Source organism: Kitasatospora sp. NEAU-CNBT7 (genome assembly GCF_057220535.1).
This window is the reverse complement of record NZ_JBXQQB010000033.1, coordinates 50036-63768: the sequence shown is the minus strand read 5'-3', so window position 1 is coordinate 63768 and position 13733 is coordinate 50036. Positions and strand designations below refer to the sequence as shown.

Annotated in this window: 13 protein-coding genes; 7 read left to right on the top strand and 6 right to left on the bottom strand. The window is 75.8% G+C overall.

Annotated features, from left to right (window positions below; genetic code table 11):
- Positions 1–38 precede the first annotated feature (38 nt).
- Together AC2TEW_RS31540 and AC2TEW_RS31535 are read left to right on the top strand one after the other, a co-directional pair.
- Entirely contained in the window at positions 39–794 is a 756-nt protein-coding gene (locus AC2TEW_RS31540; RefSeq protein ID WP_484626751.1) for a uracil-DNA glycosylase, read from the top strand.
- A gap of 192 nt (positions 795–986) precedes the next feature.
- Complete coding sequence (locus tag AC2TEW_RS31535; protein WP_484626750.1) at positions 987–1541, top strand: SMI1/KNR4 family protein; 555 nt, start codon at positions 987–989, stop codon at positions 1539–1541.
- Between the two features lie 92 nt (positions 1542–1633).
- On the opposite strand, the gene AC2TEW_RS31530 is transcribed toward AC2TEW_RS31535, so the two are convergent.
- The 4 genes from AC2TEW_RS31530 to AC2TEW_RS31515 all read right to left on the bottom strand — a co-directional run bounded on the left by AC2TEW_RS31530 (position 1634) and on the right by AC2TEW_RS31515 (position 3994).
- Positions 1634–1933 carry a hypothetical protein gene (locus AC2TEW_RS31530; RefSeq protein WP_484626749.1) on the bottom strand — a complete coding sequence of 100 codons (300 nt, stop codon included), beginning with the start codon at positions 1931–1933 and terminating at the stop codon, positions 1634–1636.
- 76 nt (positions 1934–2009) lie between these two features.
- Positions 2010–2909: a CHAD domain-containing protein gene (locus AC2TEW_RS31525; protein WP_484626748.1), complete on the bottom strand. Its 900-nt coding sequence runs from the start codon at positions 2907–2909 to the stop codon at positions 2010–2012.
- A 48-nt stretch (positions 2910–2957) separates the two neighbouring features.
- Positions 2958–3344, bottom strand: coding sequence for a hypothetical protein (locus AC2TEW_RS31520; protein ID WP_484626747.1), 387 nt, complete (start codon positions 3342–3344; stop codon positions 2958–2960).
- Complete coding sequence (locus tag AC2TEW_RS31515) at positions 3341–3994, bottom strand: hypothetical protein (RefSeq protein WP_484626746.1); 654 nt, start codon at positions 3992–3994, stop codon at positions 3341–3343. The genes AC2TEW_RS31520 and AC2TEW_RS31515 overlap by 4 nt, the downstream gene beginning before the upstream one ends.
- A gap of 348 nt (positions 3995–4342) precedes the next feature.
- Between AC2TEW_RS31515 and AC2TEW_RS31510 the strand changes: the two genes are divergently transcribed.
- From AC2TEW_RS31510 to AC2TEW_RS31500, 3 genes are all read left to right on the top strand, one after another.
- Positions 4343–4990 (top strand): hypothetical protein, encoded by a 648-nt coding sequence (locus AC2TEW_RS31510; RefSeq protein ID WP_484626745.1) that lies wholly within the window; start codon positions 4343–4345, stop codon positions 4988–4990.
- Positions 4991–5107: 117 nt separating this feature from the next.
- Positions 5108–5914, top strand: a complete 807-nt coding sequence (locus tag AC2TEW_RS31505) for a DsbA family protein (protein WP_484626744.1) — start codon at positions 5108–5110, stop codon at positions 5912–5914.
- A gap of 4 nt (positions 5915–5918) precedes the next feature.
- Positions 5919–6575, top strand: a complete 657-nt coding sequence (locus tag AC2TEW_RS31500) for a vitamin K epoxide reductase family protein (protein WP_484626743.1) — start codon at positions 5919–5921, stop codon at positions 6573–6575.
- Between the two features lie 53 nt (positions 6576–6628).
- Here AC2TEW_RS31500 and AC2TEW_RS31495 read toward each other — a convergent pair whose 3' ends face one another.
- Together AC2TEW_RS31495 and AC2TEW_RS31490 are read right to left on the bottom strand one after the other, a co-directional pair.
- A complete protein-coding gene (locus tag AC2TEW_RS31495; RefSeq protein WP_484626774.1) occupies positions 6629–7450 on the bottom strand; it encodes a chitosanase in 822 nt (273 codons plus the stop codon).
- A gap of 471 nt (positions 7451–7921) precedes the next feature.
- Complete coding sequence (locus tag AC2TEW_RS31490) at positions 7922–8695, bottom strand: ricin-type beta-trefoil lectin domain protein (protein ID WP_484626742.1); 774 nt, start codon at positions 8693–8695, stop codon at positions 7922–7924.
- 208 nt (positions 8696–8903) lie between these two features.
- Here AC2TEW_RS31490 and AC2TEW_RS31485 point away from each other — a divergent pair, with 208 nt between their 5' ends.
- Both AC2TEW_RS31485 and AC2TEW_RS31480 read left to right on the top strand, forming a co-directional pair.
- Positions 8904–12053: an AfsR/SARP family transcriptional regulator gene (locus AC2TEW_RS31485; protein WP_484626741.1), complete on the top strand. Its 3150-nt coding sequence runs from the start codon at positions 8904–8906 to the stop codon at positions 12051–12053.
- 365 nt (positions 12054–12418) lie between these two features.
- Positions 12419–13732 (top strand): ATP-grasp domain-containing protein, encoded by a 1314-nt coding sequence (locus AC2TEW_RS31480; RefSeq protein ID WP_484626740.1) that lies wholly within the window; start codon positions 12419–12421, stop codon positions 13730–13732.
- Position 13733 lies beyond the last annotated feature (1 nt).

Sequence of the window (13733 nt, the reverse complement as noted above, 5' to 3'; positions counted from 1 at the left end):
CCCCGCGGCGGAGGCGCCGCCGAGCCTAGGATCTGGCCATGGAGCAGCACTGCCCCCACCCCGCCGGATCCGTCCGCTCCCTGGCCGAACTGGACGCGCTGGTCACCGGCTGCCGGGCCTGCCCGCGCCTGGTCGAGTGGCGGGAGGAGGCGGCCCGCGTCAAACGCCGGTCGTACCAGGACTGGGAGTACTGGGCGCGCCCGATCCCCGGCTTCGGACCGCCGGACGCCCCACTGGCCCTGGTCGGCCTGGCGCCCGCCGCGCACGGCGGCAACCGGACCGGCCGGATCTTCACCGGCGACCCGTCCGGCGACCTCCTCTACCAGGCCCTGTACGACCTGGGGCTGGCCTCCCAGCCGCACTCGGTGAGCCGCACCGACGGCCTCCGGCTGCGCGGCGTACGGATCACCGACCCGGTGCGCTGCGCCCCGCCCGACAACAAGCCGACGCCGGGCGAGCGTGACACCTGCCGCCCGTGGATCGCCCGGGAGCTGGAGCTGATGCGGCCGACCGTCCGGACGCTGGTGGCCCTGGGCGGCTTCGCCTGGCAGGCGGTCCTCCCGGCGCTGGGCGCCGCCGGCTGGCAGCTGCCCCGGCCCCGGCCGGTGTTCGGGCACGGCGCCCGGGTCGTCCTGCCGGCGGCGGACGGCGGCCCGCCCCTGGAGCTGTTCGGCTGCTACCACGTCAGCCCGCGCAACACCTACACCGGCCGCCTCACCCCGCAGATGCTCCGCGACCTGCTGACCACGGCAGCCACCTCCGCGGGCCTGAACCCCGACGGAGCCGGCCGCTGACACCACGCACAGCCCCCGGCCACCCGGGCCGAGGCCGCTCCCGCGGCGGCTCCGGCCTGCGGCGTTCGCGCGGGGACGCGCACGGGCCGAGCCGTCCAGGTGCCCGCCGGACGGCGGAGCACCGGACGCCTGTCGGCCGGTGGGGGCAAGATGCCACCCGGCAGCGTTCATGCGTCGGAGGGGGAAAGGGCTGTGGTGGCCACCGCACTGGAGAGGCTGAGGAAGCGGCTCGGCGAACCCGAGCACTGGGGGCGGGCGCGGCCCGAGCTGTGGTCGGCGTCGGAGGCACTGCTGGGACTGGCGCTGCCGACCGACTACAAGGCCTTCCTGGACCTCTACGGGTCTGGTGCCGTGGACGGTTACGTGCAGCTGGACCGGCCGGTGGACGGCAGCCGCGAGGAGGCGGAGCGCCTCTGGCACCTGCGAGGGTGGCGGACAGCGCAGGAGCGGGACCCCGAGTTCCACCCGTGGCCGTTCCACCCCGAGGAGGGCGGTCTGCTCGCGTGGGGCTGCGACGAGCACGGCAACTGGTACTTCTTCCTGACCCTGGAGCCGGATCCCGACGACTGGCGGATCATCGTCCGGGGTGAATCCGGGGAGTGGTTCGAGACCGCCGGGACCTTCACCGAGTTCCTGCTCCGCTGCTTCGAGCGGGTCGACCGCCCGCCGTTCATCGATCCGCACTGGCCGGGCAAGAACGCCCGGTACCACCAGGCGGATCGTTGTGACGAGGGAGGATTGCGGTGATCCGTCGGACGCAGCGCCGCAGCGGCCGCGGCCGTTCCCGCCCGTGGGCAACGCCCGTCGGCCGGCGCCGCGCCTGACCTCATACCGCGATCTCAGCTCTCCGAGGCACCCGGCGCCAGCGCCAGGCCCGCTGCCGCGAGGAAGTCCTCAAGGCCGATGACACCGCCGTCGGTACCGTCGTCCCATTCGACGAGGAGCCCCGAGCGTCCCTCGTTCCAGGACTCCGGCGTGTCGGCCTCGTCAGGCCCGGGGTGCCACTCGACGGAGCCCTCACCGTGCCGGTACCGGAGATACAGGTACTGGCCGTCGACCGTCCAGGCGTCCCACTGCGACGGGCAGGCAGCACACGTCCGCACGACCCGGATCAGTTTCCGACCCTCGCCCCTATCCATCCGGCGATCGTCGCGCAACGGCAGACCCGTGGCAATCGACTTCGGGCCATCGCCACCGGAGCGTCCAGCAGCAGCCCTAGCCGCCGAGGCCGTGCGGCCGGCGGCGGGCCTTGCGCCAGACCGCCGGGAACTCCTCGCGGGCCTGCTCCGCCGCGGCGAGCTGCCGCCCGTACAGCACGCCGTAGCCGAAGCCGCCGTCGGACAGGTCGCGCAGGGCGTGGCAGGCGACCACGGCGTCCTGGTGGCGGCCGAGCACGTCCTGGAGCGCCTTCATCCGGCGGGTGAAGCGGTCCGCCGCCGGTCCGGCCACCGGCACGGCGGTCTCGCCGGTGTAGCGGGCCCGCTTGGCCGCCTTGCGGGCCTCGTGCAGGGCGAGGTCGGTGTCGTCGCCGGGCCCGGCCCGGTCGACGGCCTGGACCCGGCGGGTGGTGCGGCGGTGTTCGCGGCGGACCGCCCGGGCGAGTTCGGGCCCGGCGGGACGGCGGGCCCGGCCGGGCGGCTGCGGACCGGTGGCCGCCGCGGCCAGCCCAGCGAGGGTGACCAGCAGCGCGGCGAACCGGGGACCGTCCACCGCCGCCAGTACCTCCGGGCGGGCCAGGCGGAGCTGCTCGCGCTCCCACTCGACGAGGTCCGCCACCACCTGGTCGCGGCCCGCGTCGGCGGGCAGTTCGCGGGCGTGCACCAGCAGCCGTTCGCCGAGCACCTCGCAGTCCCTGGCCCGGCCGAGCGCACCGCCCAGCCAGGCCAGCTCGGCCGCGGCCCCGCGGTCGTCGGGGAGCAGCCGCCGGAACACCCGCAGCGTGCTGCGCAGCCTGCGGCAGGTGATCCGCATCTGGTGCACCGCGTCCGGCTCGTCGGCCCGTACGGCGGCGGCCAGGTCGGCCAGGCGGGCGGTCTGCTCGGCGATCCGGGCGGCGAGGACCGCACCGGCGGTCCGTTCGGCCCGGTCCTCGTGGTGCGGCACGTGGTGCGGCACGGCGGCTCACCCCATCTCCTCGGACCGTCCAGCGTATGTCCGCCGGGCTCAGGGCCGGAGCTGGATCGCCGCCGACAGGGTGTACCCGACCAGCGCCCCGAAGAAGGAGACCGCCGCGACGTGCCGGCCGGTCAGGGGGAGCCCGGCCAGCGCGGGGTAGATCAGGACGGCGAGCCCGGCGCAGACGTCGGCCGCGTACAGGCCGACCGGTGGCAGCACGTGGGTGGTCCGGGCCGCCCAGCCGGTGGCCACCAGGAAGCCGGTGAGCAGGACGAAGCCGGACAGCAGTCCGGAGCCGATGGTGGAGAGCACCGGGTGCGGGTCCGGCGGTGGCTGTCCGTCGTCGGGGGCGGTCCGGAACCGGTGGCCGAGGGCCAGCGCGGTCAGGGCGACGAGCATGGCGACACCGGCTCCGGCGAAGGCGAACTGGTTCAACTGCGGCTCCGGGGGACGTGGACGGGGTGGACGAGGGCGGCGACGGCGGCCGGCAGCAGGACCGTGACCAGCAGGACGGCGGCCCACACCACCGGCTCCAGCCCCGCCGCGGACGGGACGGGCGGGGCGGCCGCGGCAGCGGACGGCGTCGTGGCCACCGCGGTGCCGGGCACCGCGGCCGGGACAGCGGGGACGGGCGGCGGCGGGTCCGTCCTGGCCACCGCGGGCAGCGGGGACGCGGGGGGCGGCAGAGCGACGGGGGTGACGGAGGTGACGGGCCCGACGGGCGCAGCGGGCGCAGCAGCGGTCGACGGGTCGGCCTTCGGGGCGGCGGGGGAGGCCGGAGCGCTCGGGGCCGACGCGCCCGGCGCCGGCGTGCTGGGTGCGGGGGTGCTCGGGGCGGGCGTGCTCGGGGCGGGCGGGTCGGACGGGCACGGGTCCCGGCCCGGCGGCGGCCACGGCCCGGACGGTCCCGGCAGGTGCGGCACGGACCACCCGGGCAGCTCCGGGAACGCGGGCAGCGTCGGGAAGGGCAGCGCGGGGAGGACGGGCAGCAGCACCGGTGGCAACGGCAGGGCCGACCCCGGATGGGGTACGGCCGGCCCCGGGTGGGGTACGAACGGCAGCGGCGTACCGGGCGAGTCGTCCATCCGGCGATTGTCGCCAGCGGCGAGGCGCGCCCGGGGCGGTTTGCCCGGCGCGCCACACCCACGGGTGACACCGCTCGAACGGGGCTGCCGCCGCGGACCCGGTGCGGGCGGGACACGGGCGGGACCCGGACCGGAGACTGGCCGAACCCGGACCGGACCCGGGCCGGAAGCGGGTGACGCTCGCCACAGCCACCGCCGCCGGTCCGGCCTGTTCCGGCGGGGCTCCGCGGCCGCGGATTCCGTGGCCCTCGGGGCCACCGGGCGGGCCGGGTGCCGTCAAGTGCCCGGTCCGGGCCCGCCGCAGGCGCCCTCCCGCCGGACCGGGTCGCCGTGACATACTCCAAAACCATGACCGAGAACCAGGCGACGAGGGCCCTGCGGGCCGCGGTGTTCACCGCGCTCGCCGTGCCACTCGCCGCCTTGGGCCAGGTCCTGCTGACCGGGCGGGCGCTGCCGCTCTCCCTGGTCGCCGCCACCTCGGTGGCCGTCTTCCTGCTCGCGATGGCGCTGTCGGGGACCCGCCGCGGCTTCGTACAGATCTCCGCCGTGCTGGTGCCGGTCGAGCTGCTGCTGAACACCGCCTTCAACCTCGGCCAGGACACCTGTGCCACCGCTGCCCCCGGCCACGGGATGGACCTGCTGGTCTGCGGCGGCGGTTCGGTGGACGGCAGTTCGCTGCTGACCGGCTGGGCCGGCCACTCCGGTGGCTGGGTCAAGCTGCTGGTGCTGCTGGTGCACGTGGCCGTCGCACTGGCCGCCGCCGCCTGGCTGCGGCTCGGCGACCGGGCGCTGACCGGCGTGGCCGAGGCGCTGCGCGCCGTCCGCGCGCTGCTGCCCGCCCCCTGGCGTGCCCTGCTGACCGCCACCCCGCTGCCCGCCTGCCCCGCCGCGTTGCGGCCGGTCCCGCAGGCCGAGCGGTCGCTGCTGCGCCCCGCGCAGCTGGTCCTCACCCCCGCGCCGCGGCGCGGTCCGCCGGCTCTGCTGCTCGCCGGCTGACGTCTCCTCCCGTCCTCCCGACGGAGGGTCCGGCCGGCCCCGCAGGCCACCCACCCCTCCCGCATGCCCGGCGCGCGTCCGCGCGGCATGCACCAGTCCAGGAGTCGACGGACCATCATGAGCAGCAACCAGCAGCCCCACCTTTCCCCCCGTGACCGCATGAAGCAGGCGAAGCAGCAGGAGGCCCGCAGCGAGGCCCTGCGCCGCCGGGTGATCGTCGCCGTGTCGGTGGTCGGTGCGATCGCCGTGGTCGGCGGCGGCGCCGCGCTGGCGATCGGCACCGCCGGCGGCAGCGGCTCGGACGACACCGCCGCGTCCGCGTCGGGCAGCACCCTGGTCGTCCCCGCCAACGCCTCCGGCCCGGACGGCACCGTCGTGGTGTACGGCAAGGCCGACGCCCCGCACACGCTGAAGGTGTACGAGGACTTCCGCTGCCCGATCTGCAAGAACTTCGAGGCCTCGGCGGGCAGCACCGTGCAGCAGCTGGCCGACGACGGCCAGTACAAGATCGAGTACCACCTGGCCGCGTTCCTGGACAGCAACCTGGGCGGCAAGGGCTCGCGGACCGCGCTGGCGGCGGCCGGTGCGGCGCTGAACGAGGGCGTCGACAAGTTCAAGCAGTTCCACGACGTGCTGTACGCCAACCAGCCGGACGAGCGCCAGGACGGTTTCGGCGACGTCAACCGGATCCTCGACCTGGCCGGCCAGGTGCCGGGGCTGAAGACCGAGGCGTTCACCAAGGCCGTCACCGAGGGCACCTACCGGCCGTGGGCGGCCAAGGTGGCGAGCGCGTTCAACGACAGCGGGGTCCAGGGCACCCCGACCGTCCAGCTGGACGGCAAGCAGCTGAACATCTTCGGCCAGAGCGGACCGCTGAACGGCGAGCAGTTCAAGGCGCTGGTCAAGCAGTCGATCGGCGGGTGACCCGATGACCGCCCCCGTCCCGCCCGCCCCGGCGCCCGCGCCGGTCCCGGCCGGCGCCTCCGCACCGTCCGGCGGCTCCGCACCGGTCGGCGCGAGCCGCCGGTTCGGCTGGCTGCTGGTGATCGGCGGCCTGCTGGGCCTCGCCGCCTCCGCCGTGCTGACCGTCGACAAGATCCGCCTGCTGAAGGATCCGTCCTACCGGCCCAGCTGCAACATCAACCCGATCATCAGCTGCGGCTCGATCATGCGCACCGAGCAGGCGGAGGCCTTCGGCTTCCCCAACTCGCTGATCGGCCTGGCCGCCTTCGGCGCCGTCGTGGCGGTCGGCGCGGGCCTGCTGGCGGGGGCCGCCTACCGGCGCTGGTTCTGGCTGGGTCTGCAGGCCGGGACGCTGTTCGGGCTCGGCTTCGTGGTCTGGCTGATCGACCAGGCGCTGTACGAGATCGGCGCGCTCTGCCCGTACTGCATGGTGGTCTGGGCCGTGGTGCTGCCGCTGTTCTGGTACACCACCCTGCACAACCTGCGCACCGGCGTGCTGCCCGCGCCCCGCTGGTGGCCGGCGGTCGCCCGCTGGCACTGGGTGGTCCCGGCGCTCTGGTACCTCGGGATCGCGCTGCTGGTGCTGAACAGGTTCTGGTACTACTGGCGCACGCTGATCTGAGCGGGCGGAGCGGGGGCGGTGGCCGGGGCCACCGCCCCCGCTGCTTCCGCGGGTCAGTGCGCGATGGTGTAGGCGTCGCCGTGGATGGTCCAGCGCAGCGGGGTGGCGAGGGCCAGGTTGCCGGCCTTGAGGAAGGCCGACTGGACGGAGTCCACCCGGTCGGTGTCGTGCTGCGCGGCGGCCATCACCGACCGGCGGGCGCTCAGGAACGCGGTCAGGTACGCGGTCTCGTCGCCGCCCTGGGACGGCGGCTTGGCCTTCGCCAGTGCGGCGGCGCGGATCCCGCCGAAGCTGCGCGGTCCGGTGCCGGGGCCGTGCATCACCAGCGCGTCGTAGTAGGCGAACTGCCCGAGCGCGTGCAGGCCGTCGGCCTTGGCCTGGCGGACCGCCGGGTCGAAGTAGACGCGGTCGCGTTCCTCGTCCTGGGCCCGCTGGAAGGCGGGGTCCTGGGCGGCGGCCCGCCAGTCGTCGGTGAAGGTGGGGTCGAGGCCCTCGTGCGAGTCGGTGCCGTCGACCTGCTGGAGTGCGGGCAGGTAGCGGACCAGGCGGTTGCCGGGGTTCAGGGTCTGGTAGTGCTTGACCAGCTGGAGCATGTCGTCGGTGGCCGAGGTGAAGCCGATCAGGCCGCCGGTGTAGCCGCGGCCGTCCTGGATGTCCTCGATGTACTTGTACTGGGCCCGCCAGTCGAGCGAGGAGTTCTCGGCGCTGGAGACCAGCTGCTGGGCGATGTCCTTCATCCGCGGGCTGTCCAGGCCGGGGCTCGCGTTCAGGGCGGCCGCGGCGGCCGCGGCCGAGGGGGCGGCGGTGCCGCTGACCGAGGCGGACGGGCTCGGCGAGGGCGTGGCGGTGGCGCTCGGGCCGGCCAGGGCCGAGATCTCGCCCTGGTCCACGGACCCGGCGGGGTCGGTGGCGGGGGCCGGCGCGGGCCGTGCGACGGCGGCGTCACCGGGGTGCGGACCGCCGCCGAGGGCGGCTGCCCCCGTCGCCGTGGCCGCCGCGGCGACGATCAGCAGGGCCACCGCGAGCCGCCGCGGTCTGCGGGTTCTCCGCGCCCTCCTCGTCCCCGAGGTCCCCGGCGTCCCCGGCGTCCCCGCCGTTCCCGCTGTCCCCGATCTTCGCGATGTCCCCCGAGTCCCCCGCGCGGCACGCCTGTGGCCCATGGCGCATGCTCTCCGAATCGTGGACGTCGACAACCGGCGAGCAGTCTACTGATGCTTTTCGGCCGGTCGTCCACGGTGCCGGACGTCCACGGTGCCGGACGGCGTCGGCCCCGGCGCCGCCGCCGCTCGGGCGGGGCGGCACCGGGGCCGGGGCCGGGGGCGGCCGTACGGTGGCCGGGGTCCCGGTCAGTCGACCGGCACCTCCCACATCTGGTTGGTGAGGCCGTTGCAGTCCCAGATGCCGAGCGGCGCCCGGTCCGCCGAGTTGAAGCCCAGGTTGTCCAGGCACTTGCCCGACTGCGGGTTCATCAGGCCGCCCGCGGGGGTGCCGACCCACTCCTGGTTGCCGCCGCCGTTGCAGGTGTAGAGCTGGACGATGGTGCCGTTGGTGGTGCCGTTGTGCTTGACGTCCAGGCACTTGCCGAGCGCGATGATCTTGTTGTCCGAGGAGATCCACCAGGTCTGGGCCGCGGTTCCGTTGCACGGGAAGATCTGCACCGGGGTGCCGTCCCGGTCGGAACCGTTGTTCACGTCGACGCACTTCCCGGAGAAGACACCGACGATCGGGCCGTGGCGGTAGGTCGGCTCCGGCGGGAGCGTCACGATCTCCGTGCCGCTGATGAAGGTGCCCGGGAGCGTGCACCGGGCCGAGGAGGTACCGGTGCCGGTGACGATGTTGCCGTAGATCGCATAGCCGGGGTCCGTGATGTCCCCCGAACGACAGGCCGCGCGTACGTACCACCGCGCCGTGGCGGCCATGGTGCAGGTGGCGTAGACGGACGATCCCTGCACCGTCGGCCTGCACCCGGCGGCCTGCGCCTGCGCCACCTGTTGCACCTGCCCGCCCGGCGCGCCCTGCGCCATCGCCGGTGCGCCACCCAGCAGCGCCAGGCACATCCCCATCAGTACCGTCAGCACCAGGCGCCGGAGCGCCGGCGGACCGGCCGTCCGTCCTCCCATGGAGTCCTCCCCTTCGTCGTCGCCGCGCCACCGTCCGTGGCCCGGTGCGCCCCATCCTGGGTGGGCCCCGTACACAGGAATGCATATGAGCTCATATGCATTTCGCGCCATACTGACGCCACGTCATGACGGCCAACTGCCCTCACCACATGGCCCAGTAGCCCCACTGGCCCCGCCAGCCCCGCAGCCCCGAGCCGAAGGAGAGCACGTGCAGCTTCGCGTCCTTGGTCCGCTGGAGACCCGCTCCGGCGAGCGTGTCCTGCCGCCGCCGCGCCGCCTGGCCAGGGTGTTCCTGGGGACCGTCGCGCTGCGCGCCAACACCGCCACCCCCGCGGACCTGCTCACCGAGGCGCTGTGGCCGGACGCCCCGCCCCGCTCGGCCGCCGCCAACCTGCGGCAGTACGCCGCCGATCTGCGCCGCCTGCTCGCCGCCGGCGCACCGCACGGACCGGCCCTGCGGTCGGCCGGCGGCTCGTACACCCTGACGGCCGGCCCGGACGGCCTGGACGCGCTCGCGTTCACCGCGCTGGCCTCGGACGGCCGCCGGGCGCTGGCGCAGGGCCGCGCCGACGCCGCCGCCGAGACCCTCGCCCGGGCGCTCGGCCTGTGGCGCGGCCCGGTCCTGGCCGGACTGCCGCTCCCCCCGGCGGTGCAGGAGCAGGCGCGGGCGCTGGAGGACGCCCGGATCGGTGCGCTGGAGGACCACGTGGACGCCCGGCTGGCCCTCGGCCGCCATGCCGACCTGGTCGGCGAACTGCACGGCCTGGTCCGGGAACACGGCTTACGCGAACGGCTGTGGTGCCAGCTGATCCTCGCGCTGTACCGCTGCGGGCGCCAGCACGACGCCCTGGACGCCTACCGGCGCCTGTACGGCCTGCTGGACGAGGAACTCGGGGTCTCCCCCGGCCCCGCCTGCCGGGAACTGCACCGGCGCGTCCTGCGCGGCGACCCCGCACTGGACCTGCCCCGCACCGGCCCGGCCCCGGCGGCCGGCCCGCAGGCGCCCTGGCAACTCCCGCCCGGACAGCAGCCGTTCGTGGGGCGCACCGCCGAACTGGCCGACCTCTCGAAGACCATGTCGGAGGTGGGCGCGTCCCCCGGTCCGGCGGTCGTGGTGGCCGTCACCGGCCCGGCGGGGGTCGGCAAGTCGGCCCTGGTGCTGCACTGGGCGCACCGCGCCCGCGAGCAGTTCCCGGACGGCTGCCTCTACGTCGACCTGCGCGGCTACGGCCCCGACCGGCCGCGCCGGCCCGACGACGTGCTGGCCGAGTTCCTGCCCGCGCTCGGCCTCGAGGTGCCAGGGGACGGCGCCGCGACGGCGGCCGCACTGGCCGGCCGGTTCCGTACCGCCGTCTCCGGGCGCCGGATGCTCGTCGTCCTCGACAACGCCTACTGCGCCGAGCAGGTCAGGCCGCTGCTGCCCGGCGACTCCTGCGGCGTCCTGGTCACCAGCCGGGAGAGTCTCGGCGGCCTGGTGGCCCGGGACGGCGCCCGCCGGATCACGCTGGACCTGCTTCCGCTCGACGACGCCGTCCGGCTGCTCGGGGACCTGGTCGGCGACCGCGAGGACGCGACCGGCAGCGCCCTGGCACCGCTCGCCGAGCGCTGCGCCCGGCTGCCGCTGGCGCTGCGCATCGCGGCCGAGCTCGCGGCGTTCCGCAGCGGCGCGGCGCTGACCGAGCTGACCGCCGAACTCGCCGACGAGCGAAGGCGGCTGGACCTCCTCGGCACCGCGCACGACCCGTTCACCGATCTGCGCTCGGTGCTGTCCTGGTCGAACCGGCACCTGCCGCCGCCGGCGGCGCGGGCGTTCCGGCTGCTGGGCCTGCACCCGGGGCGGCACGTCGACCACCACGCCCTCGCCGCCCTGACCGGCTCCACCCCGGCCGAGGCCCACCGCGTCCTGGACCAGCTGCTGCAGGCCCACCTGACCCAGTACCTGGGCCCCGGCCGCTACACCTCCCACGACCTGCTGCGCGACTACGCCAGGGAGCTGACGGCCCGCCACGACCTGCCCGCCGAGCGGCACGCGGCCCTGGAACGGCTGCTGGACCAGTCGGCCCACACCGTCGCGGCGGCCGTCCGGCTGCTCTACCCGTACGAGAGCGACCACCGCCCGGAGGTCCGGGTCCCGGCGGTGCCCGGGCCCGTGCTGGACCGGCCCGACCTGGCCCGCTCCTGGCTCGACGCGCAGGGCGCCAACCTGCTCGCGCTGGCCGCGGCCGCCGGGGACGGCGGCTGGCCCGACCGGCTCGCCACGCTGTCCGCGCTGCTCCACCGCCATCTGCACGTCACCGGCCGCTACCGGGAGGCGCACACGCTGCACGGCCTGGCCCTGGGGGCGGCGCGCACCGACCCGGAGCGGACGGCCGCGCTGCTGCAGCTCGGTGTCACCGAGTACCGGATGGCCCGCTACCCCGAGGCGCTGGAGCGGCTCACGGCCGGCCTCGAACTGGCCGTCGCACTCGGCGACCGGCGGGCCGAGAGCACCGCGCTGCACGGTCTCGCCCAGGTCCACGAGCGGCTGGGCCGGATGCCGGAGACCTTCGACCACCACCGGCGGGCCCTGACGATCCGCAGGGAGATCGGCGACCGGCCGGGCGAGGGGTCCTCGCTGGGCAACCTGGGCCTGGTCCACGAACGGCTCGGCCGGTACGCCCAGGCGCTGGACCACTACCAGCAGGCGCTGGGCATCCACCGCGCCACCGGCTTCCGCTCGGCGGAGGGCGACATGCTCAACAACATCGCCATCGTGCACCGCCAGTCCGGCCGCCTGGACGAGGCCGCCGCCAGCCTGGAGGCCGCGCTGCGGATCTACCAGGAGATCGGCGACCGCGGCGGGGCGGGCGCCGCGCTGAACAACCTCGGGCTGGTCGGGATCAACCGGCGCCGCTGGGCGGCCGCCGAGCAGTACCTGGAGCGGGCGCTGGAGGTGCACCGCGCGATCCGCAGTCCGGCGGCGGAGACCGAGACCCTCAACATCCTCGGCCTGCTGCACCTGGAGTCGGGCCGCCACGCCCAGGGCTCGGCCCACTTCCGCCAGGCCCTCGCGCTGGCCGAACGGCTCGGGGACCCCGGCAACCGGACCAACGCCCACCACGGCCTCGGCGAGACCCTGTTCGCCCTGGGCGAGGCCGGGCAGGCGCTCGAGCACCACCGCACCTCGCTGGAGCTGGCCCGGGGCACCGGCAGCCGTTCCGACCAGGCCCGCGCCCTGGCGGCCTCGGCCCGCTGCCTGGACCGCCTGGACCGGGCCGGGGAGGCGCGCGCCGACCGGCGGGCCGCGCTGGAGATCTACACCGAGCTGGGCCGGCCGGAGGCGGCCGGCCTGGCCGCCGCGCTCGACGGCCGGGCCTGAGGCCGTGTCTGACAATTCGCGTCGGATCAGCGCGCGGCGCTGGGCGCCCGGCTGGGCGTGCCGGCGGAGCGCCCTCGTACTGGGTCGTACTTGGGCGCTTCGCCGGTGCGTCCAGGCGGGATGCACGGCGTCGGGCGCCCGGCGGGAATTGTCAGACACGGCCCTAGGCCTCCGCCGCCGCGCGGGGCCGTGAACCGGGGCGTCAAACCGTTTGCAAGGATCCGCCAAGAGCGCTGGGGAAGGCTGCGTCGTGTTCCGCGCGGCCGCCCGGACGCGGCCCGCGAACCGGGCGGCGCCCGGGCGGCCGTGGCGGGTGCCCGGACGCCGGGCGCCCGCACGTCTACCACTCTCGTACGGAGATCCCTATGCGGCAGCGCCCGAAACTCGTCCTGGTCGGTCAGTTCTCCGCTCTTCCCTGGGTGTTCGAGGCCGCGGAGCGGGCGGGCGCCGACCTGATCCTGGTCCCCCGGGGGGACGACGACCCCGAGCGGGCCCGCAAGGCCGCCGGGGTGGTCGAGCTCCTGCCGCTGGACGTCGACGGGGATCCGGACGCCGCGCTGGCCGGCCTGGTGGAGCGGTTCGGCCGCGAGCCGTTCGACGGGATCATGGCCGGCAACGAGAAAGCCGTCCCCTTCGTCGCCCGCGCCGCCCGGGTGCTCGGGCTCACCGGGCTGACCGAGGAGGCGGCGGACGTGGTCAGGGACAAGCGCAGCATGCGCCGGCTGCTGCGCGCGGCCGGCCTCGCGGTCCCCGGGTTCGTGGCCGTCGGCCACCCGGACGACTGGGCGGACGCGGCGGGGCTGCGCTTCCCGGTCGTGGTCAAGCCGGCCAACGGCTACTCCAGCCTCGGGGTGATCCGGGTCGACTCCGCGGCGGCGCTGGAGCAGGCGGTGCGCACCACCTGGGCGCTGTGCGACGCCCACCTCGGCTACGAGGGCGGGGCGGCCGGCGGCACAGCGGTCGGCGGCGAGGTGGCCGGCGGCGGGGCGGCGGACGGGTGGGGGGTGCTGGTCGAGGAGTACCTGGACGGCCCCGAGATCTCCGCCGAGTCGCTGGTGCACCGCGGGCGGGTCCGGGTCTGCGCGATCAGCTACAAGGGGGAGCTGAGCGGGCCGTACTTCGAGGAGACCACGCTGCGGGCCCCCGCCCAGCTCCCGGCCGACGTGCTGGCGGCCGTCGAACGCGAGGTGGTCGGCGCGCACCGGGCCTTCGGCGTCACCGAGGGCACCACCCACACCGAGCTGCGGCTGGTCTCGGGCACCCGGCCGGTGCTGCTGGAGATGGGGGCGCGGATCGGCGGCGGCGGGTTCATGCACCACCTGGTGCACGTCAGCAGCGGGATCGACCTCGCGGCGGAGGCGGTCCGCATCCACCTCGGCCGGGAGCCCGAGTGCTGGACCGCAGAGCCGGTGGGCACCGGCCACGCGGCGGCGTACCTGGTGCCGGTCGGCGGCGGCGGCCGGATCGTCCGGGTGCACGGCCTGGACGAGGTGCGCGAGGAGCCCTGCGTGGACCACGTGGCGCAGACCGTCGGCCCGGGAGCGCTGCTGCGGCCGTACCCGGACTGGTCCGGCTACCCGGCGATCGTGCTCTCGCAGCACGCCTCGGACGCCGCGGCGGTGGAGTTCCGTGACCATCTCTCACGGACGCTCAGGGTCGAGTACGAAGCCCGGAGCTGAG

Coding starts and splice junctions, on each gene's coding strand:
- AC2TEW_RS31515 (WP_484626746.1), bottom strand. CDS start 3,994: ATGGACGACTCGCCCGGTACGCCGCTGCCGTTCGTACCCCACCCGGGG.
- AC2TEW_RS31500 (WP_484626743.1), top strand. CDS start 5,919: ATGACCGCCCCCGTCCCGCCCGCCCCGGCGCCCGCGCCGGTCCCGGCC.
- AC2TEW_RS31490 (WP_484626742.1), bottom strand. CDS start 8,695: ATGGGAGGACGGACGGCCGGTCCGCCGGCGCTCCGGCGCCTGGTGCTG.
- AC2TEW_RS31505 (WP_484626744.1), top strand. CDS start 5,108: ATGAGCAGCAACCAGCAGCCCCACCTTTCCCCCCGTGACCGCATGAAG.
- AC2TEW_RS31510 (WP_484626745.1), top strand. CDS start 4,343: ATGACCGAGAACCAGGCGACGAGGGCCCTGCGGGCCGCGGTGTTCACC.
- AC2TEW_RS31530 (WP_484626749.1), bottom strand. CDS start 1,933: ATGGATAGGGGCGAGGGTCGGAAACTGATCCGGGTCGTGCGGACGTGT.
- AC2TEW_RS31540 (WP_484626751.1), top strand. CDS start 39: ATGGAGCAGCACTGCCCCCACCCCGCCGGATCCGTCCGCTCCCTGGCC.
- AC2TEW_RS31480 (WP_484626740.1), top strand. CDS start 12,419: ATGCGGCAGCGCCCGAAACTCGTCCTGGTCGGTCAGTTCTCCGCTCTT.